The following is a 20,145-nucleotide window of genomic DNA, read 5'->3' as shown; positions in this document are numbered from 1 at the left end:
TTTTGAACACATCTATTTTAAATACTGAAATTCAAAGATTTATAAATGAAAATTTAAAATCGAATATTAGTTCTATTCTCCTAAAAGGAACTCCTTTTGAAGGTGTAGAAACGCGAGAAATTGTGGAACAAATTGAAGCCAAAAGTCGCTGTATTTCTAAGCTAGAAAGTTGGTATAATACACCCAATATTTACTATCCGAATAAATTAAATATAGAACAAACATCTTCAGAACACACAGCAAATTACAAAGCTGCTTTACTATCTGGAGTTTCTATTTTAGATATAACTGGCGGATTTGGAGTCGATTGTTTTGCATTTTCCAAACGTTTTAAACAGGTAACGCATTGCGAAATTAATTCCGATTTAAGCAACATAGTTGCTCATAATTACAAGCAATTACAAATCGATAATATTGAAACTGTTGCCGAAAACGGAATTACATATTTAAAAAACACAACAAAGGTTTTCGATTGGATTTACGTAGATCCTTCTAGGCGTCATGATAGTAAAGGGAAAGTATTTTTCCTTAACGATTGCTTACCAAATGTACCTGAACAATTAGATGTATTATTTAAACACGGAAAGCAAATCCTAGTAAAAACGTCTCCCCTATTAGATATTGCTATTGGTACTCAAGAATTAAAATTTGTAAAATCAGTATATGTCATTGCATTAAACAACGATGTTAAAGAATTACTATGGGTTCTGGATAAAAATGCGACAGAATCTTTTACAATTCACACGGCAAACATTACCAAAACAACTGTAGAAACATTCAATTTTCCTCTAGAATTAGAAGGTAATTTAAATGTCGCTTACAGTAAACCTTTAAACTATCTATATGAGCCTAACTCTGCGATTTTAAAAGCTGGTGCTTTTAATTCTATTGCAGATCAACTTAATCTATTTAAACTTCATAAGCATTCGCATTTATATACTTCTGAAGGAAAAACAGCATTTCCAGGTCGTATATTTCAAATTGTAAAAACCATTCCATTTAACAAAAAAGCAATTCAGAAAGAAGGTATTAAGAAAGCAAACATCACGACACGAAACTTTCAAGACTCCGTTTCCGATTTACGAAAAAAACTAAAAATTAAAGATGGCGGCGATCTATATCTGTTTTTTACAACCGATTTAGACTCCAATAAAATAGTACTGATTTGTAAGAAGGCATAAGTATATCAAATAATATATTATATTACAAGAGTAAGTATATCAATACTTTATCGACTTTTAAATAAATCAACTCCTTTTTTTATGAAACTTAAATTTTTAATTCTATTACTTTTAGCTATGTTTTTAGCAAGCTGTTCTTCTAACGACGATGCTTCTGCCAACAACAGTGACATGGAACAAGAAAACGAAGAAATCACAGAAGTGGTTGGTGATTTTGTAAGTTCGGCACATCCTACTTCAGGAATAGCTACAGTTTCTGCAGATAGAAAAACGCTAACACTCACAAATTTTAAATCGGATAGTGGCCCATTACTAGAACTCTATTTATCAACGAATTTACAAGTAGAAGACTATATTAGTTTAGGAGTATTAAAAGGATTAGATGGTAATTATACGTATCAAATCCCTAATAATACAGATATCGAAACCTATAACTATGTTATTGTTTGGTGTGTCGATTTTTCTGTGAATTTTGGATATGCCGTATTAGAATAGTTATAATCTATATAGCATCAACATAAAACCAACAGTCATTTTCTTTTATAAATCGAGAGTTTTCGTGAATCATTTGTAATTCGCCTTCTTCTTGAAAAATCGCTTTAAATTCTACGGTACCTTCTGTGTCAGGTTCTAAACCTTTGGTTGTATTAATAATATCTAACTTTATCCAATCTACAGATTTCGCCCATTTTACTATGGCCTTTTTTTCTTTTAGTGGTCGTGTTTTTTTATAATGACTTTCCATTAAATACTCACCATTTGCAAATACAAAAGCAGAATATCTAGAACGCATTAATGCTTCGGCTGTTTTAACTTGCAAGATATTATCGTGTGCAAGTTCACAACAATTATTATACATTTTCCCGCTACAACAAGGACATTTCATAACGCTTAAGAATTAGATTGATTTTCTTGAGATTTCTTAACAATAGCTTTTAAACGCTCCTTATGTAATTCTTTTTCTATACGCAGTTTATTCTTCTTACGATCCATTAATTTAGAATGTTTCGCTTTATTCTTAGTATTCTTCTCTTTACCTTTTTTAGCCATTGCTTTAGAATTTCACTTCAAAATTACGATTTAAAAAATGCGTAGATTCTATAAATTCAATAATTAATTCAAATTAATTTTAATGATTTCTTATCACCTAACCTAAAATGCTTTTATATCTTCGTAAACAAAAAGAAGGATATGTTAAAAGCAGTTTTATTCGATATGGATGGTGTTATTGTAAATACCGAACCGTTACATTATAAAGCATATTACGATATGTTTAAAACTGTTAATGTTGAAGTCCCTCTTGAATTATACCAAAGTTACACAGGCCGTTCTACAATTAGTACGTGTCGCGGAATCTGCGAACATTTTGGTTTACAAAATGCTCCCGAAGAATTAGTACAATTAAAACGAAAAGCGTTTCAAAAGTTATTTAAAAACGACCCCGATTTAGATCTTTTACCTGGTGTTCTCGATTTAATTAAGAATTATTATAATAACGGAATTACATTGGTCTTAGCATCGTCGGCATCGCAAATTACAATTCATGATGTTTTTACGCGTTTTGAATTAGACCAATATTTTAAAGGTCGCATTTCTGGAGCAGATTTAGAAGCGTCTAAACCACATCCCGAGATATTTGAACGTGCCGCAGAAATAGCAGGCTTTGCGCCCTCAGAATGTATGGTTATCGAAGACTCTACAAGCGGCATAAAAGCATCGCATACTGCAGGGATTTACTGTGTGGCTTACAAAAGTCCGCATTCTAAAAATCAAGATTATACTTTGGCTAATAAATTGATTTCAGATTTTAACGAGATTAAGTTTGAGCGTATAAAATCGGAATTCGAAAATTAAAATTACTTGATTAATAATGCTTTTAAATCAGGATACGTTCCTTTAAAAACGTTTAAATCTATAAAACCTTCTACACCTTCGATTTGTCCTTGCTCGGTAAATTGCCAGATGCTCCATGGCTTTGTAAATGGTTCTGCATAATTACCGTAATTAGCAATCCAAATGGGATATTTATCAAATTCTGGTGTGTTTAAATGCTTCCTATAAAAGTGGTCGCCAGTGTAGATTATTGGAGTTACACCATAGTGGAGCTCTACGTCGACCAACCATTTTTTGATTCCTTTTTTTAAATTCTCAACCGATTGAATTGTAGATAAATTTTCGATATCTAAAATAGGTGGAAAATCTCCAGGTCTTAAACGTACGTGTGCTTTAAACTGTTTGGACTGGCTTAAAGAGTGTTGGTTTGGTCTGTAATAATGATACGCACCCCGAATAATTCCTTTTTCTTTAATAGTCTCCCACCGTGTTATATACGTACTATCTAAACCATCGATTCCCATGGTTGCTCGTATAATAATAAAGGCAATTGGTATGCTATCGTTAATGTAGTTAACTAATTTCCAATCTATGGTTCCTTGGTAGTGAGATAAGTCTACGCCATATAAAGATCTTGGATAGCGTTTAAATATAGACTCATTTTTTGAATCTGCTGTACTTGACTCCTGACTTAGCCTATGGTACATTATACTTAAGTCTATTCTAAAATAATAAATGGCAAAAATTAGCGCAGAACTACACACTATAATTAAAGCCAAAATTACTTTTTTCGGAATCATGAATACAAAGCTAATGTATTAAATCTGCAAAAAAAAGACACATGGAAAATACCATGTGCCTAATTTGTATTACCGCTTAGTAATACCCCCTAATTAACTAATAGCTGTAACAAATGTAAACTATACTAATTTAATAGACTTACGGTTTTCCCGTAAATTTTCATTCTTTTTTTCAACCCTTTGGTTATCAAAAAGTTTGAGTTGAAATAAATTTCAGAAATTCATCAAAAACATAAAATAAGAGCTATTATTACATCATATTAATGAAATAACATTAAAAATTATATGAAGAATCTATAATTTTATTATTTTTTTTATCAATTCTCCCTGATCTGTTTTTAATTTTAAGTAAAAAGTTTTCTTGTAAATAATAACTCCTACATTGATAAAACACATTTAGTTAAATAATTGATATTTCTAATTCAAAAATCACACGTATACCTTATAATCACCTTTCTATTCACTAATTTTACAAAATGGAAAAATCTAACAGAAAAATAACTTTAAAAGTAATTATTGGTTATGTCATTTTAGCCACAGTTGCTGTTACAACCATTTTTTTAGTCTTTACAGAAATTAAGAACTTCTTAAACCTAAAACGTGAAGATATTAGTGATCGAAATAAAGTTATTGCTGTTGGAAATTTAATTGCCAATATCTATGAGAATGAAAGTATTGCTAGAGCAGCAATACAAAGTGGTTCCCAAGCGCAGTATAATAATTACATATATAAAAATCATTTATTAAACGACGACATAGATAGTTTAAAAACTAAACTAGTTAACGAACATCAAATCCTCTTATTAGATAGTGTTAAGCAGTTAATTGCTGTAAAGTTTGAAAATATTGGAGCCCTTAAGCGTATTAAAGAAGATGATATTTCTGAAAAATCTATAGAAAAAGCGTTACAAAAAATAAATACAATTGAGAGCTCTGTAGGCCGTTTAACTATACATGATTTTGCAGAAGACCCAGATGCTTTAACACCAGAACGTAAAAAAACAATTGAAGAATACATTGCCATTGTAAATAAATACAGACCGAAAGAACAAGACGAACTAAAAAGTGAAAACCGATTAGATTCTATTGTAATTGCTGCAAGAGAAATGCTAAAGGAGGTGAAAAGAGATGCTTTAATTCAGAAAAACAACTTATCTGCTAAAGAAAATTCACTATTAAAAAGTGATTTAAATGTCTCTAAAAGCTTGAGAAACTTGCTCTTTAATTTAGAAAACGAGATCCTATTACATTCAGAAAAACTAAATAAAGAACGTGATTCTGCTTTAAACAAAAGTTCTAAAATTTTAATCCTGTCTACTATAGTAGGTTCAATTCTAATTATTTTATTTTCCTTTATCATTTTAAACGATTTTTGGAAAAGTCAGAAATACAGAAAAGAATTAGAAAAGGCCAATGCCTATACAAACTCTTTACTACAAAGTCGTGAACAATTAATCTCTATGGTTAGTCACGATTTACGAACGCCTTTAAGTACTGTAACGGGTTATACCGATTTACTGGCAAAAATTTCTACCGATAGCAAATCTAAATACTATATAGATAGAATCTCTAAATCGTCTAAATACATGAAAGATTTGGTAGATGACCTTTTAGAATTCTCTAAACTAGAACGCGGCACTATCTCTATAGAGAAGATTCCGTTTTTATTAAATCCTATTATAGACGAAGTCATGGTTAGTGTAAAATCTGTTTATCCAGATAAAGACATTAAACTAAATGTAGAATACACCTCTAACATAGAAAAATCTATTCTTGGAGATCCTTTTCGCGTACGCCAAATTCTGTATAACCTGGTAGGAAATGCATATAAATTCACAGACTCTGGTGAAATTAAGATTGAAACAAAATCTTTTAAAAATGCCGAAAGAAAACAGTTTCTACAAATTCGTGTATCGGATACAGGTATCGGGATTCCGTTAGAAAAACAACCTATTATTTTCCAAGAATTCACTCAAATTGAAGGTGAAAATGAAAAGAAATATGATGGTTTTGGATTAGGTTTAACCATTTCTAAAAAGCTAGCAAACTTATTAGATGGCGAATTATCGTTTATTAGTGAAGAAAAAAAGGGAAGTACTTTTATACTGACACTTCCTGTAGAATACAGCGTTAAACCTATTGCAAAATTAAAACCTAAACACATAAATATAGCAGCTCATTCTCACGTTATTGTTATTGATGACGATGCCACACTTAGACAATTGTTAACAGATATTCTTCAAGATAAAAAACTTAAAGTTACAGCTTTCGAAACAGCTAAAAAAGCGTTAAAAGCAATGGAAAACCTACCTTACGATTTAGTTATTACCGACATACAATTACCTAAAATGAATGGGTTTCATTTTATGGAAATCTTAAAATCTTCAAGTTTTTATAAACAGCAACCTATAATTGCATCTACAGGACGAAAAGATTTAAAAGGTGATATATACAAGGAAAGTGGGTTTTCTGATATCATTTTTAAACCTTACGGAGCAAAAGAATTAATTGCAACTGTGAGTAAATGGTTGCCGAAAGCGGATTTAAAATTAGAAATTGAACCTCCTGCTGCAGTAGACATTCAGAATTTTAAGCATTTTAATTTAGCACCCATTAGTTCGTTTTTAAATAACGATATCGAATCTTTAAAAGATACTCTTCAACTGTTTTTAAACGAAACAGAAATTAATATAGAAACGCTTAAATCTGGTGTAGAAAACAGAGATTTAGAGACCATTCATGCTACAAGTCATAAAATGCTGACCATGTTCAAGCAATTGGAAATTAAAAAGGTTATTCCGTCGTTAACGTATTTAGATAAGTTGAAAGATATTAATGATTCTGAACTGGATTCAACATTTAAAAACCTATTAGAACACACCGCTTTAACCGTAGCGGAAATGGAGAAATTTATAGATTAATACCGTATTCTTTTATTTTGTTATAAAGTGTTTTTCGAGTCACATTTAAAAGTTTAGCTGCGTGAGTTTTATTGTTATTAGCTTGCTCTAAAGCGCGAATAATTAAATCTTTTTCGTTGTCTTTTGTTGAAAAGTTTTTGGACTGCACAGCTGTACTACCCTGGCTTGACCCTAATTTTAACTCAGCAGGCAAAACACTTTGTTCTATAAAATCGCCTGTCGTTAATAAGGTGGCACGCTTAACCACATTTCCAAACTCTCTTAAGTTTCCAGGCCAAGAGTAATTATGAAATATATTTAAAACTTCGTCTGTAAATCCAATAACATTTTTATTTAGCTGCACATTAGCTTTATCTAAAAAGTAATCTGCAAAAATTATAATATCATCTTTACGCTCGCTTAAATTTGGAATCTTGATTGTAAATTCATTCAATCTGTGGTATAAATCTTCACGAAAGTCTCCTGCTTCAACTGCTTTTAACAAATCTTCGTTAGTTGCGGTAACCAATCTAATATCTACTTCTATTTCTTCACTACTTCCAATAGGTTTTACACGACGCTCTTGCAATGCTCTAAGCAGTTGAATTTGATTTTCGTAAGATAAATTTCCAACTTCATCTAAAAACAATGTTCCGAAGTTAGCCGATTCAAAGTGTCCTTTCTTATCGCTAATAGCGCCTGTAAAAGACCCTTTTTTATGCCCGAAAAATTCACTTGCAGCAATTTCATTTGGAATAGCACCACAATCTACAGCCACAAAAGGTTTATTTTTTCTTGAACTTATATTATGAATAGACTTTGCAACAACTTCTTTACCTGTTCCGCTTTCACCAGTAATTAAAACCGACATATCTGTAGGTCCAACAAGTTGAATGTATTCACTTAATTTTTTTGAAGTAGAGCTAATTCCAGTAACAAATTCGGAGTTAGAGAGACTCTCCTTTTTTTCAGTAGGTTTAGGTTTAGACTCTACAATTGGTGCAGAATTTAAAGCGTTATTTATAACGTGTAAAACTTCATCCTGATTAAAGGGTTTAGAGATATAGTCTATAGCGCCTTGCTTCATTGCTTTTACAGCTGTAGACACTTCGGCATAACCGGTCATTAAAATTACAGGTGTTTTTTCTTTGTGCTGTTTTACTATTTCCAACAACTCTAATCCGTCGCCATCTGGCAATCTTAAATCAGTAAAAATTAAATCGAAATCATCTTTTAATATAATGGCTTTGGCATCTTCAAAACCATAACTTATTGATACGCCATAGTTATGCTTCTCTAAAAAACGTTTTAGCATATTAGAGAAAGCAACATCATCTTCTATTAAAAGGATTGACTTCATATATTGTTTAAAAAGTATAAGTATTAAGGTATAAAATTAAGCAAAAAAAAGAGGGCGTTTTAATAAAACGTCCTCTTTATATGGATACGCAATTGAAATTGTATTATTCCTAATTTCAATTGCGTTATTCATTAGATTGTATAGTAAAAAAATGGTTAATTGGTGTTTACTATTTTTTTATCCAATTTCCTTTAGCATCTACATGCACCGTTTCCATAGTACCATCCATAGTAAGTTCTAATTTGTATTCCATAGCTTCATTTACGTAAGCTTTGGCGATTGTAGCTTTAGAAAAATCTGTTGCTACAGCATCTGTTACTGCTTTTGGTAATTCGGTTACTTTAATTTCTTTATACTCATCTTGCAAAACAAACACACCATCTTCAAATTTTAAGACCACCGGAGAAGCCGCGTAAAATGACATGTTACTTAAAACTACTGCTGCAAATACTAATGTTAAAAATACATTTTTCATAATTTAAAAATTTTAATTAATAATCTGGTTACTCTATTTATTCTGGTTACTCAATTTTATTTTTTTATCCAATGTCCGTTTTCATCTTTATAAACGGTTTCAATTTGATCATTAATATTAAGATCAAGTTTATATTCATTTAAATCATTTTTATACACTGCGTCAACATTATCAATACCATAATCCTTGGTTATAGAATCTATAACAGCTATTGGCAAATCTGTTAATGACATAGGTATAAAATCTTCTTGAAATATCGTATCCATAATTCCGTCGTGAAAAAATATGGTTTGTGGAGATGTAGCGTAGGCTCCTCCTCCTACAGCTAATGCCGATGCTATTATTATATTTTTCATATTTCTAAGATTTAAAATCGTTTGTTTATTTGTTCTGATTAGTAATATGAAATAAGCATGCCATGTACAAAACTTTTTAATTCAAACGTTGTAAATGCAGCACACACAAGGGATTTATTAAAATTTAAGATATAATTGTTTATTCTAGGTTTGGGAAATGTGTGTAAAACAGATGTGTTTCCTGTGAAAAAATTACACACTTTTTACACACTATGTATATACAACTTACTGTTGCTTTGATTTTGAATTATTAGAGGAACTCATTTAATTCGAAAAAACACATAAAAAAAGCAGAGACCTAAACTTTAGATATCTGCTTACTTTAAACTTATAATATATGATTTATAACGTAATTTGTACGTTATGCTCTCTTACTTCTTCTAAATATTCTTCAATTTTAAAATCGGTAGAATTAAAATTTTCACTTCGTTTACGCGCCTGTTTTTGCCTTTTTATACTTCTAGCAAATCGTCTTATACTATCTTCTGTATCTAAAATTAAACCAGGGACTTCAACACTATTATAATCTTTATCTTTTGCAACCATAGTAAAATAAGACGAGTTACAGTGTTTAATAACTCCTGTATGTATATCTTCAGATTCTACACGTAAACCTACCACCATAGAAGTTCGTCCCGTATAATTAATGGATGCTTTTAAAGTGACCAACTCGCCTACCGCAATGGTATTTAAAAAATCTACTTTATTTACAGAAGCTGTAACCGAATAATGTTCGGAATGTTTTGAAGCACAAGCAAACGCAATTTGATCCATCAAATTTAAAATAAATCCTCCATGAATATTTCCTCTAAAATTAGAGTGGGAAGGCAACATTAATTGAGTCATTGTAATTTGAGATTCTTCTATATGCTTAAATTTCATAATTTTTGATTTCTAGTATTTTAACGTTTAAATGTAATTATTTTTCTGTTAACCAAACACATCGGCTTTAATTACTATTAAATTTAGAACACTTTTAGCGATTTACTAATAATTACATCAGCTAAAACCCATAAAACAAATAATTTAACAATAAAAACTAAGTAATAAACCAACTAAATCTAAGTAAAAAAACTTGTTTTTTAAGTAATAGTACTTACAAAAGTATTAAAATCTACGTGAACTAGTAACGCAATACACACAGATTTTAGTACTTCTTTTTACGTTGGATATTTTTTTCTGATTTTACTTTACTTAAAACATAAACATAGTATTTTAGCATAGGTTTACAGCTTATAAATTTTGTTTAAACTTTAAATCGTTACAATTTAACAAAACTAGTATTTAACTCACACAAAACACATATCAATGGCTTCAGGTTTTTTTGCATTATTAGATGATATCGCCGCTTTAATGGACGATGTAGCAACTATGGGAAAAGTAGCAACTAAAAAAACCGCAGGAATATTAGGCGACGATTTAGCTGTAAATGCAGAAAAGGCTTCTGGATTTTTATCCTCTAGAGAAATACCTGTATTATGGGCCATTACCAAGGGGTCTTTAAAAAACAAAGCTATAATTTTACCTTTTGCCTTTTTATTGAGTGCTTTATTACCTGTATCGATACCCATAATTTTAACACTAGGAGGACTATACCTTGCATACGAAGGTGCCGAAAAAATATACGAATATATTGTACCTCATGAGCATGATATAACACCTATAGTAGAAGCAAAATCTGAAACCGATTTATTAAAACTTGAAAAGGAAAAGATAAATGCTGCAATAGTTACAGACTTTATTCTTTCGGTTGAAATTGTAATTATGGCTTTAGGAACTGTTGTAGGTCATCCCTTAACTACTCAAATAATCGTAGTCTCTTTAGTCGCACTTTTAGCTACTGTAGGTGTGTATGGTATTGTTGCACTTATTGTAAGAATGGACGACATTGGTTTAAAATTAATTAACTTAAACGAAGAAGATAATAGCATCTCGGATAAGTTTGGCCGATTTTTAGTACGTGCACTTCCATGGGTAATTAAAGGCCTAGGCGTGGTTGGTACTATTGCTTTACTCCTAGTTTCTGGAGGTATCTTTTTACACAACATACCATATTTACACGATTTATTTCATGCATTACCAAGTATGATTTCTGAATTTATTTCAGGTACAGTAATTGGTTTTATAGTTTTACTTATCGTTATTTTAATAAAAAAGATATTGCCTAAAAAAGTATAGAACAAGACTCTAAGACTGAAGCTATTGGTATTATATTTAATATTTCAATGTAAAATGGCCGCGATATTCTCTACCGTTTGGTAAAACTAAGTGGTACCAATAATCATCGGGAAGAAGTTTTGTACCATTTAAAGTCCCATCCCAACCTTCGGAATTTAATGCATCGAACCTTGTTATAATTTTGCCATACCTATCGAAAACATAAACATCAATTGGTTGCGTAAATAGACTTGGATCTAACCCTTCTACCTTCCAAATATCGTGTATACCATCTCCATTTGGTGTAAAATATTTTGGGAGACCAAATACATAGAATGTTTCTTCTATAAGATTACATCTAAATTTATCGCGAACATAAAATTTATGTTCGCCTGCAGATAAATTTCTAAACACATTACTGTCTTGAAATCCATTTAAATAGTCTACTGCATATTCAAAATTATTACCCGGGTTTAATAAATTAATGGTTAAATTATAATTATCTACTTTAAAATCTTTTAACATGGGAGCTGGAAATTCAACCACACTAACCCTAACTGTTGCATCACAATTCAAGGCTGTATCATAAATTGTTACATAATATTCTCCTGCTGCATGCACTTCTAATTCATCATTTGTACTGGGTATTCTAGTACCTGTACCATCCCAACTATAGGTATAAGAATTAGTATTATAAGTAGAACTTCTTATCCCTGAATCTATAGTTATAGGAAATTCTGATGGACATACATTATATACTCGATCTGCTAAAATCGGAAAATAATTCACCCTTAAATTTACCTTTCCAACATCGTAACACGCACTGCTACTCTCTGCCTTTATATAAATTGTTGTATCTGCCGATTCATAATTAGGAGGCAAAGGATTTGCTCCGTTTTGAGCATCTACTCGACTTGAATGAAAAGAAATTGCTACATCATTTGAAAAACCAGACGCGGTTCTAATACTATTTATAAACGTTTCAGACAAATCGAAAAGCGCTATACCTTCTGTTATTGTTTGACAAGCTTTAAGAGTAAACTCTCCTACAGAAACTGGATCTTTTGTGGTTAACTTAACTTCGACAGTTTGAAAACAATCTGAATGATCTGCATAAACATTTGCGTATACTATTTGATTTTCCACTGAATTTTGAAACGAACCATTAATAGCATCTAATTTATTTGCAATTGTAGCTTCTACTAGGGTTTCATAAAAATAGACTTGTACTAAATCTGTAGTAAAAATAGTGCTATTCGCACTTAAGTTTTGTAAATTAAAGTATGTTAAACCATCGTTAGCATCTGCATCAAAAGCATCGCAAGCAATTAATTCATAGTTGGTATCTAAAGTTGGTTCTTCGGCAATAGTTATTGTTTTTTTATACGTTTGTATTTCTCCATTTATACTTAATTCCATACTAACTTCATAGTCTCCAGGAACAGCATAATAATGAGTAGCGCTCGATGTAGACGTTTCTCCATCTCCAAAATCCCAAGACATTTTATAATCTGGATCTTCTTCGCTTGGATCAGGCAGAATATTAAACGTAGCTTCAAATCCAGAACCTGCACAGGTATACGTATAATTAAATCTGTACTTAAATATAGACTGTACAAAGGGTGGCAAGCCTAATTTAGCACGACCGTAGTCTAAATGTATTCTACCATGTCTATAGTTACAATCTGTTCCAATTGTATTCGGGTTATCTATAAGAGATAATGTATTTAAACCTGCTGTACCCGTGTATCCGGTACGATAAATTTTACCATCTATGGCCAACTGCAAAGCACCTGCATAATAATTAGATGTATTAATTAAAACTTCTGACCCAGGTATATCACTACTTTTCACATCATATTGATACAAATAACCTTCACGAAATGAATCATCAGTATTATAATGTCCAACCGTTGTATATAAAAGTTTTGAATTGGGTGAAAATTCTAAACCGTAAGGATAAAGCCCATCACTTAATAATAATTCACTTGTAACTGTCCCTGTAATAGTATTGAAATCGTACAAGAATACTTTTCCATTTCTTTTAGTTCCCGTTCTAGGGCTTCCTAATGCTGTAGAACTATGTGCTATAGCTATATTTTTTCCGTTAGGAGATACTTTTAAATACCCAATGGCTGTTACATTTATACTATCTGAATTAACTCTAGGAATAATATTTGTTGAAACTGTTGATGTTACAGGATTTTCATTGACACCTAGTTCGTCAATTAAAAATGAATAAAAAGTATTTCCTAAATGTGTAATTACCCAAATTGAAATTTCATCATCATGGGTAACTGCTGTAATTTTTTCAGATGACTTAAAATAACGTTCTGTTTCATTATTTACATCATACGTAATTAAAGGTTGATTTTTTAAAATAACATCGCCATAGCCACTATTTAAAGTCATATCAACTTCAGAATAATTTACACCATTAATTTTACCATCATCAAAATTCTCTTTAGATTTTCCTGGTTCATCAATAGTAAATACATAATACCTATTAATAGTTCCTGGTTTAGGAATAATTAAAGCAGACATTGTACTTGATTTATTTCCAAATAAATTATAACCATTTGGCATCGCTCTATTTCGCTTATCCCAAATGGTTACACCATCTGTATAAAACAATAAATTACCTTGTTCGTCGGAAATTGTTGCACTTCCTTCATGAGTTTCTAAACTACTATTTGCAATAGAAACAGGCGAATTGCTATTAAAACTTAATGCTGCTTTTTCGCCAAAAAACCAATTTGCAGATTCTTGCTGGGAGTGGGCCTGAGTTACTACAATTAAGCATATAACAAACAGACACTGTTTGAGGAGGAGGTTTAATTTTGCTATCAATTTTACTTATTTAGGATTATAAATATAAAACTTAAATATCTAATGGTTTCGCTATAAAAGAGAAAGTTCTTTATTTATACATTTTACAATTTATTAAACTGTTAATGTTTAATCTTTATTTTTTAACAGCTTTTAGTTAAGAATTCGCTCTTATTTATCTAATATAAAACATTTTGATTAAAAAAATCGTACTCTATATCTCTTGAATTGAGCCTAGAATCTATAATTCACTCCATAATTTAATCTTTTTTTATTTCAATTTAAAACTAGACTCCCAATTTAAGTTTCAACATAAAAACAACTGATTATTAGTCTGAAGCCTTTAAATTTGAATCTTAAAACAAATGAAGTATGAAATCTACTCTTTACTTATTATTATTTCTAATATCTAATATGTTTTACGGACAACAAGCGCCAGCTTTTCAAGTCGTTCCACTAGGGGTTAAAGGCGGCGTTGATGAAACTAATTTATCATCATACTTAGTTGCTCCTATTCACACCAATGATTTTGTAGCTTTAGATGCTGGAACCATTCATGCAGGAATAGAAAAGTCTATTGAAAACAACATCTTTAACGTATCTGCAAGCGAAGTCTTAAAACGTTATATAAAAGGTTATTTTATTTCGCATGCCCATTTAGATCACGTCTCTGGCTTAATAATAAATTCGCCTGCAGATTCTTCTAAAACTGTGTATGCCACACAGAAGTGTATGACGATGATGCAAAATCATTATTTTAACGGACAAACATGGGCGAATTTCGGTGATGAAGGTCCAGGATTTCAAATAAAACGATATCACTTTGAAACTTTAAATGTCAAGCAAGAAATACCAATTTCAAATACAGATATGCATGTCACAGCGTTTCCTTTAAGTCATGTAAATCCGTTTGAAAGTACAGCATTCCTTGTAAGGCATCACAACGATTATATCCTTTATTTAGGAGATACAGGTCCAGATGCTATTGAAAACAGTCAGGATTTAAAACACTTATGGACTACGATTGCACCTTTAATTAAAAGGAATCAACTACGCGCTATGTTTATTGAAGTTTCCTTTCCTAACGAGCAAGCAGACACTGCATTGTTTGGACATTTAACTCCAAATTGGTTTTATAAAGAATTAAGCGTATTACAGAAATTAACAGGAGACAAAGCCTTAACAGGTTTTAAAACAATAATTACGCACCAGAAACCGCCAAAAGAAAATATGGTTAAAATTAAAGCGCAATTAGAAAAACAGAATAATTTAGGCTTAGATTTAATCTTTCCAGAACAAGGTGTAAAGTTAGAATTTTAAAAAGACAGCAGAGTTATATCCACAAAAAAAGCCTTTCGAAAAATCGAAAGGCTTTTACTTTTTGGGTGGAAGACCGGATTCGAACCGGCGACCCTTGGTACCACAAACCAATGCTCTAACCAACTGAGCTACAACCACCATGTAACTGCATTTTTGTAATGCGTGTGCAAATTTAAGCGATTTTATAGATATTCCAAATGTTTTTTAAAAAAATTTTCATTTTAATTTAAATAAATTTTCGACCGCCACATAACGCTCTGATGTAAAGCCCTCTGCGTATTCCACTCCAATTAGACGTCCTAAATCTTTTGCGCGATAATTTACACTATCGGTAAAATTCTTACTCGAAATTGGAGTTTGTGGTTCTTTACTATTCGGATCAAAAAACTGTGTTTTATACGCTAAAACTGCCTGTTCTTTAATTTCTATATATCCTGTAACATCTACAACAAAATCTGGTTCAATAGTTTTCCATTGTATATAATGGTACACATGCTTTGGTCGCCATTGTACTTGCTCCTCTCCTCCTAGTTCTGTTTCTATCTTTTTTAATCCACTTAAAAAACAAGCATCGCTCACTAGCTTACTCCCTTTTCCATGGTCGATATGCCTATCATCTATAGCGTTACAAAGCACAATTTCTGGCTGATATTTACGTATCATTTTAATAACCTCTAATTGATGTGCTTTATCATTTACAAAAAAGGCATCATCAAAACCTAGGTTTTCACGTACCGACACACCTAATAGCTCTGCTGCTGCTTTGGCTTCTGCTTTTCGTGTTTCTGCTGTTCCTCGTGTTCCTAATTCACCACGTGTTAAATCTATTATCCCAACCGTTTTTCCGTTGGCTATTTCTTTTGCAATGGTTGCTCCGCATCCCAATTCTACATCGTCTGGGTGTGCGCCTATTGCAAGTATATCTAATTTCATTTATTTAAATTTTGCTTAAAGACACCTGCTATCTTTATATATTAAGCTTCTACTTGAGCTTGTTTTTTAACTGCTTTAATAGCCTGTTCTATATCTTGAATTAAATCGTCTTTAGTTTCTATTCCAACTGAAAAACGTATCAAACCATTTGTAACACCAATACTATCGCGTTCTTCCTGACTTAATAATCCATGAGACGTTTTGTAAGGCGATAACATCGTACTTTCTACACCAGCCAAACTCATAGATGGTTTTATTAATTTCAGTTCTTTTTGAAATGCCGTAGCATCTAATTCATCATTCAATTCGAACGACAACATTCCACCAAATCCTTTCATTTGAGATTTTGCTAGTTTGTATTGTGGATGACTTTTTAACCCTGGATAATACACGTTTTTAATATCGGAATGTGTATTTAGATACTTTGCCAATTTCTTCGCATTTCTATTCTGAGCTTTTACACGAAGGACTAATGTTTTAATACTACGCTCTAACATCCAGACCATAAAATCGCTTAAACTACCGCCTAAATTTTTGGCGACATTCCAGATAATGTTCATGTGCTCGTTAGAACATGCTACAGCTCCGGCCAAAATATCGCTATGCCCACCTAGATATTTAGTTGCTGAATGCAATACGATGTCGATACCAAAATCTATTGGGTTTTGGTTTACGGGACTGGCAAATGTATTGTCTATAATAGATAATAATCCTTTATCTTTTGCTAAAGCGGCCACTCCTTTTATATCGGTAATAGTTAATAATGGATTTGAAGGCGTTTCAATATAGATTACCTTTGTATTGTCTTGTATAGCTGCTTCAAAATCTGAGACTTCGTAACCGTCTGTAAAACTAAATTCGATACCATATTTAGGAAATTCTTCACGAATAAAGTTACTTGTTCCACCATACAATGTGTTTTGCACAATAATGTGGTCGCCTGTTTTCAAGAAAGCTAGCAAAGTTGTACTAATAGCTGCCATCCCTGAACCAAAAATCATTCCAGCTTCGGCATGTTCTAAAGCTGCTATTTTTTTAGATAACATTTCTTGATTTGGCGTATTAAAATAACGCGGGTACCGTTTTACATCTACATCTTCGAACTGATACGATGTAGATATATAAATTGGAGATACAGCACCTTTAAACTGTTCGTCTTTAACTTCCCCAACATGGGTGCATATTGTTTGTAATCCTAGTTTTTTAGTCATGACATTAGTTTTTTATCCAAGAAATTATTGATTCGTCTGTCGGTAATGTTTTAGGTGAAACTACACGAACAACATACCCGTTTTCATCTATTAAATATTTCTGAAAATTCCATTCTACTTCAGAATCTTCAAATCCGTTTTTATTTTTTTGAGTTAAGAATTTGTAAACAGCATCCATATCATCTCCTTTTACAGAAATTTTACTCATCATTGGAAAAGACACGCCATAATTTGCTTCGCAAAATGCAGCAATCTCTGTGTTAGTACCAGGTTCCTGTCCTTTAAAATTATTAGCAGGGAAGCCAATAATTACAAAACTATCGTCTTTATAGGTTTTATAAATCTCCTCTAATTGTTCGTATTGAGGTGTTAAACCGCATTTACTCGCTGTATTAACAATCATGATTTTATGCCCTTTTAAGCTTGAAAAATCGAAAGGATTACCATATAAATCGTTTACTTTAAATTGATAAATAGTTTCTTTCTCCATAACATTATTTTCTTCTACAGTGACCTTATTATTGTTACTTGCTAAAACTGACGTTTCTTTTGAGTTTTGCTTACAACTACACATTATAATTGCTAGCACTATTATTAATGTATTTTTCATGACATAAAGGTATAAAATAATTCAGTCCTAACTATTAATCTTAGATTACCATATAAAGCAAAAAATACCCAATTTAGGGTATTTTTTATTTTAAAAGTTAAAGCTACATTTGAATATACAATTCAACTATGATATCTTTTAGCTCTGAAGCTGAAGATTTACCATATAAAAATGCTATTAATTCCTTTTGGAAAACCACTATAACCAGATTTTGTTATGGTGGTTTTATTATTATTTCGATTTAGTTTTTAATAACGTGTTTTGTTCTTCTAGCAATTCAGTTATCCCAGACAACAATTGAATATCTTTTGGAGTTACAACGGTTTTATCTTTTGGATCTTGCGATTTGTTACGCAGTCTGTTCATAAACTTTACAACGATAAATACAGTAAATCCAATAATTAAAAAATCTATTAAAGCCTCTATTAACGCACCATAACCTATAACAACTTTTTCTACTATTACTGTTCCGCTCGCATCCTTTATAGCATCTCTAAGCACCCAAACTTTATCTTGAAAATGAATCCCTTCTGATAGTAAAGATAATGGTGGCATAAAAACTTGTTTCACCATAACATCGATAACTTTATTAAACGACGCTCCAATTATAATACCAACAGCCATATCGATCATATTCCCTTTAATCGCAAACTCTTTAAATTCTTGTATTAATTTCATAACTCCTTTTTTTGAGCAAATATATTTTTAATCTCTAGTTTCTCAAAAAGAATTACTCTCTTAATATTAGACTTAAAACTAATAAACTAAAATATTAGCTTTTAAGCTTATAATTTATATTATTAGTTTTTTAGCTAATAATTTTGAATTCCATATGAAATCGAATATATTTGAAACAAAGCTATTTACGAATGACGAGTATAATTACAGGAGATATTATAAATTCTAGAGGACAAGATGCTAACGATTGGTTAACAGAATTAAAATCGCAACTCGCTCTTTATGGAGAAACTCCAAAACAATGGGAAGTATATAGAGGTGATAGTTTTCAAATAGAACTTCCTCTTAAAGATGCTTTAAAAGCGGCAATTTTAATAAAAGCAAGTTTAAAACAATTTAAAACTATAGATGTTAGATTGGCCATTGGAATTGGAGAAAAAACATACGATGCAGACCATATAACCGAATCCAATGGGAGTGCTTTTATTAATTCTGGCGAATGCTTTGAACAATTAAAGAAAACAAATTTAGCAGTAAAATCTGGACGTACAGAATTTGATATTCCAATAAACATCATGCTCGAATTGGCTTTAATAACCATGAATACATGGACACCAACTACAGCGTCTTTAGTAAAACTAGCACTTACAAAACCTGAAGCAAACCAAATAGAATTGGCAGAACTAACACAAAGTACTCAGGGTAATATTAGCCAAGGACTAAAACGTGCGGGTTACGACGAAATATTAAAAATGATTCAGTATTACACTAAAAACGTTCAACCATGATTGTACTTTTTATAAAACTACTTCTTGCCCACTTAGTTGGTGACTTTTTATTACAACCTAGTAAATGGGTGGCAGATAAAGAAAAACACAAAATAAAATCGAAGTACCTATATGCACATATAGCAATTCATTTTATAGCGCTTTTATTTGTCCTTCAATTTAGCTTTAAATACATCTGGGGCATTGTAATTCTTACTGTATCGCATTTTATAATTGATGCCATAAAACTACACCTAAACGGTGTTGTAAATTCGCGTTGGTTATTTTGCTTAGATCAATTGGCACATCTTACTTTAATAGCTATAGTTGTTCGTATTTACGAACCATTTACCATAACTATAGACACCATATACGATCCTAAAATATTACTCGCCATATGCTGTATTATTTTTGTTACTGTAGTCTCTTCTATAATTATGAAAATTATAATTTCTAAATGGCAATTGGAGGAAACCAATGAAGCTTCACTTAAAGATGCAGGTGCTTACATAGGCATGTTAGAGCGATTGTTTGTGTTTACTTTTATCGTTTTAAATTATTGGGCCGGTATTGGGTTTTTAATTACAGCAAAATCGGTATTTAGGTTTGGAGATTTATCTAAAGCAAAAGACCGAAAGTTAACAGAATACATTTTAATTGGTACCCTACTAAGTTTCGGTCTAGCTATTGGTTGCGGATTACTATTTAATTACATACTTCCGCTTCTATAAATCT

At 31.4% G+C, this 20,145-nt stretch carries 20 protein-coding genes and 1 tRNA gene; 8 read left to right on the top strand and 13 right to left on the bottom strand.

Translation table 11 applies throughout. The features are described 5' to 3' along the window. Window positions 1-2: 2 nt before the first annotated feature. A complete protein-coding gene (locus BN863_RS06680; protein ID WP_038528861.1) occupies window positions 3-1,181 on the top strand; it encodes a THUMP-like domain-containing protein in 1,179 nt (392 codons plus the stop codon). A gap of 81 nt (window positions 1,182-1,262) precedes the next feature. After that, on the top strand, window positions 1,263-1,676 hold the full coding sequence (locus BN863_RS06675; RefSeq protein WP_038528859.1) for a DM13 domain-containing protein: 414 nt from the start codon (window positions 1,263-1,265) through the stop codon (window positions 1,674-1,676). A 7-nt stretch (window positions 1,677-1,683) separates the two neighbouring features. Here the strand turns inward: BN863_RS06675 and BN863_RS06670 are convergent, their stop codons facing one another. Both BN863_RS06670 and BN863_RS18590 read right to left on the bottom strand, forming a co-directional pair. Next, window positions 1,684-2,067: a YchJ family protein gene (locus BN863_RS06670; RefSeq protein WP_038528857.1), complete on the bottom strand. Its 384-nt coding sequence runs from the start codon at window positions 2,065-2,067 to the stop codon at window positions 1,684-1,686. A 5-nt stretch (window positions 2,068-2,072) separates the two neighbouring features. Continuing rightward, entirely contained in the window at window positions 2,073-2,231 is a 159-nt protein-coding gene (locus tag BN863_RS18590; protein WP_169740918.1) for a hypothetical protein, read from the bottom strand. 141 nt (window positions 2,232-2,372) lie between these two features. Here BN863_RS18590 and BN863_RS06665 point away from each other — a divergent pair, with 141 nt between their 5' ends. Further along, the gene (locus BN863_RS06665; RefSeq protein ID WP_038528854.1) at window positions 2,373-3,035 is read left to right on the top strand and encodes an HAD family hydrolase; all 663 of its coding nucleotides are present in this window, start codon (window positions 2,373-2,375) and stop codon (window positions 3,033-3,035) included. Window positions 3,036-3,037: 2 nt separating this feature from the next. Here BN863_RS06665 and BN863_RS06660 read toward each other — a convergent pair whose 3' ends face one another. Then, complete coding sequence (locus tag BN863_RS06660) at window positions 3,038-3,814, bottom strand: GH25 family lysozyme (protein WP_038528851.1); 777 nt, start codon at window positions 3,812-3,814, stop codon at window positions 3,038-3,040. Between the two features lie 476 nt (window positions 3,815-4,290). Here BN863_RS06660 and BN863_RS06655 point away from each other — a divergent pair, with 476 nt between their 5' ends. After that, window positions 4,291-6,735: a hybrid sensor histidine kinase/response regulator gene (locus BN863_RS06655; protein WP_038528848.1), complete on the top strand. Its 2,445-nt coding sequence runs from the start codon at window positions 4,291-4,293 to the stop codon at window positions 6,733-6,735. On the opposite strand, the gene BN863_RS06650 is transcribed toward BN863_RS06655, so the two are convergent. From BN863_RS06650 to BN863_RS06635, 4 genes are all read right to left on the bottom strand, one after another. After that, on the bottom strand, window positions 6,725-8,074 hold the full coding sequence (locus tag BN863_RS06650) for a sigma-54-dependent transcriptional regulator (protein ID WP_038528845.1): 1,350 nt from the start codon (window positions 8,072-8,074) through the stop codon (window positions 6,725-6,727). The two genes, BN863_RS06655 and BN863_RS06650, sit on opposite strands and share 11 nt — an antisense overlap. Before the next feature lie 169 nt (window positions 8,075-8,243). Further along, the gene (locus tag BN863_RS06645) at window positions 8,244-8,549 is read right to left on the bottom strand and encodes a hypothetical protein (RefSeq protein WP_038528842.1); all 306 of its coding nucleotides are present in this window, start codon (window positions 8,547-8,549) and stop codon (window positions 8,244-8,246) included. 56 nt (window positions 8,550-8,605) lie between these two features. Further along, a complete protein-coding gene (locus BN863_RS06640; RefSeq protein ID WP_038528839.1) occupies window positions 8,606-8,905 on the bottom strand; it encodes a hypothetical protein in 300 nt (99 codons plus the stop codon). A 342-nt stretch (window positions 8,906-9,247) separates the two neighbouring features. Next, a complete protein-coding gene (locus BN863_RS06635; protein WP_038528836.1) occupies window positions 9,248-9,787 on the bottom strand; it encodes an acyl-CoA thioesterase in 540 nt (179 codons plus the stop codon). A 426-nt stretch (window positions 9,788-10,213) separates the two neighbouring features. On the opposite strand from BN863_RS06635, the gene BN863_RS06630 reads away from it, so the two are divergent. Next, entirely contained in the window at window positions 10,214-11,083 is an 870-nt protein-coding gene (locus BN863_RS06630; protein WP_038528833.1) for a DUF808 domain-containing protein, read from the top strand. Between the two features lie 36 nt (window positions 11,084-11,119). Here the strand turns inward: BN863_RS06630 and BN863_RS17960 are convergent, their stop codons facing one another. Then, window positions 11,120-13,912 (bottom strand): T9SS type B sorting domain-containing protein, encoded by a 2,793-nt coding sequence (locus BN863_RS17960; protein ID WP_051774579.1) that lies wholly within the window; start codon window positions 13,910-13,912, stop codon window positions 11,120-11,122. 351 nt (window positions 13,913-14,263) lie between these two features. Here BN863_RS17960 and BN863_RS06620 point away from each other — a divergent pair, with 351 nt between their 5' ends. Then, on the top strand, window positions 14,264-15,211 hold the full coding sequence (locus BN863_RS06620; RefSeq protein ID WP_038528830.1) for an MBL fold metallo-hydrolase: 948 nt from the start codon (window positions 14,264-14,266) through the stop codon (window positions 15,209-15,211). Window positions 15,212-15,274: 63 nt separating this feature from the next. Here BN863_RS06620 and BN863_RS06615 read toward each other — a convergent pair. From BN863_RS06615 to mscL, 5 genes are all read right to left on the bottom strand, one after another. Continuing rightward, window positions 15,275-15,350, bottom strand: a tRNA-His gene (locus tag BN863_RS06615). 77 nt (window positions 15,351-15,427) lie between these two features. Then, entirely contained in the window at window positions 15,428-16,144 is a 717-nt protein-coding gene (gene bshB1, locus BN863_RS06610; protein WP_038528827.1) for a bacillithiol biosynthesis deacetylase BshB1, read from the bottom strand. 41 nt (window positions 16,145-16,185) lie between these two features. Beyond that, window positions 16,186-17,355: a trans-sulfuration enzyme family protein gene (locus tag BN863_RS06605; protein WP_038528824.1), complete on the bottom strand. Its 1,170-nt coding sequence runs from the start codon at window positions 17,353-17,355 to the stop codon at window positions 16,186-16,188. A 4-nt stretch (window positions 17,356-17,359) separates the two neighbouring features. After that, entirely contained in the window at window positions 17,360-17,965 is a 606-nt protein-coding gene (locus tag BN863_RS06600; protein ID WP_038528821.1) for a glutathione peroxidase, read from the bottom strand. A gap of 231 nt (window positions 17,966-18,196) precedes the next feature. Next, window positions 18,197-18,643 (bottom strand): large conductance mechanosensitive channel protein MscL, encoded by a 447-nt coding sequence (gene mscL / locus BN863_RS06595; RefSeq protein ID WP_038528818.1) that lies wholly within the window; start codon window positions 18,641-18,643, stop codon window positions 18,197-18,199. A gap of 191 nt (window positions 18,644-18,834) precedes the next feature. On the opposite strand from mscL, the gene BN863_RS06590 reads away from it, so the two are divergent. Both BN863_RS06590 and BN863_RS06585 read left to right on the top strand, forming a co-directional pair. Next, window positions 18,835-19,431 (top strand): hypothetical protein, encoded by a 597-nt coding sequence (locus BN863_RS06590; protein WP_038528815.1) that lies wholly within the window; start codon window positions 18,835-18,837, stop codon window positions 19,429-19,431. After that, on the top strand, window positions 19,428-20,141 hold the full coding sequence (locus tag BN863_RS06585) for a DUF3307 domain-containing protein (protein ID WP_038528812.1): 714 nt from the start codon (window positions 19,428-19,430) through the stop codon (window positions 20,139-20,141). The genes BN863_RS06590 and BN863_RS06585 overlap by 4 nt, the downstream gene beginning before the upstream one ends. The last annotated feature ends 4 nt before the right edge of the window (window positions 20,142-20,145 follow it).

Origin of the sequence: Formosa agariphila KMM 3901 (assembly GCF_000723205.1) — a bacterium.
Taxonomy (GTDB): domain Bacteria; phylum Bacteroidota; class Bacteroidia; order Flavobacteriales; family Flavobacteriaceae; genus Formosa; species Formosa agariphila.
This window is presented reverse-complemented; position numbering and strand designations above follow the sequence as displayed.

Coding starts and splice junctions, on each gene's coding strand:
- mscL (WP_038528818.1), bottom strand. CDS start 18,643: ATGAAATTAATACAAGAATTTAAAGAGTTTGCGATTAAAGGGAATATG.
- BN863_RS06665 (WP_038528854.1), top strand. CDS start 2,373: ATGTTAAAAGCAGTTTTATTCGATATGGATGGTGTTATTGTAAATACC.
- BN863_RS06605 (WP_038528824.1), bottom strand. CDS start 17,355: ATGACTAAAAAACTAGGATTACAAACAATATGCACCCATGTTGGGGAA.
- BN863_RS06660 (WP_038528851.1), bottom strand. CDS start 3,814: ATGATTCCGAAAAAAGTAATTTTGGCTTTAATTATAGTGTGTAGTTCT.
- BN863_RS06675 (WP_038528859.1), top strand. CDS start 1,263: ATGAAACTTAAATTTTTAATTCTATTACTTTTAGCTATGTTTTTAGCA.
- BN863_RS06590 (WP_038528815.1), top strand. CDS start 18,835: ATGACGAGTATAATTACAGGAGATATTATAAATTCTAGAGGACAAGAT.
- BN863_RS06645 (WP_038528842.1), bottom strand. CDS start 8,549: ATGAAAAATGTATTTTTAACATTAGTATTTGCAGCAGTAGTTTTAAGT.
- BN863_RS06635 (WP_038528836.1), bottom strand. CDS start 9,787: ATGAAATTTAAGCATATAGAAGAATCTCAAATTACAATGACTCAATTA.
- BN863_RS06585 (WP_038528812.1), top strand. CDS start 19,428: ATGATTGTACTTTTTATAAAACTACTTCTTGCCCACTTAGTTGGTGAC.
- BN863_RS06640 (WP_038528839.1), bottom strand. CDS start 8,905: ATGAAAAATATAATAATAGCATCGGCATTAGCTGTAGGAGGAGGAGCC.
- BN863_RS06655 (WP_038528848.1), top strand. CDS start 4,291: ATGGAAAAATCTAACAGAAAAATAACTTTAAAAGTAATTATTGGTTAT.
- BN863_RS06670 (WP_038528857.1), bottom strand. CDS start 2,067: ATGAAATGTCCTTGTTGTAGCGGGAAAATGTATAATAATTGTTGTGAA.
- bshB1 (WP_038528827.1), bottom strand. CDS start 16,144: ATGAAATTAGATATACTTGCAATAGGCGCACACCCAGACGATGTAGAA.
- BN863_RS18590 (WP_169740918.1), bottom strand. CDS start 2,231: ATGGCTAAAAAAGGTAAAGAGAAGAATACTAAGAATAAAGCGAAACAT.
- BN863_RS06600 (WP_038528821.1), bottom strand. CDS start 17,965: ATGAAAAATACATTAATAATAGTGCTAGCAATTATAATGTGTAGTTGT.
- BN863_RS06650 (WP_038528845.1), bottom strand. CDS start 8,074: ATGAAGTCAATCCTTTTAATAGAAGATGATGTTGCTTTCTCTAATATG.
- BN863_RS06620 (WP_038528830.1), top strand. CDS start 14,264: ATGAAATCTACTCTTTACTTATTATTATTTCTAATATCTAATATGTTT.
- BN863_RS06630 (WP_038528833.1), top strand. CDS start 10,214: ATGGCTTCAGGTTTTTTTGCATTATTAGATGATATCGCCGCTTTAATG.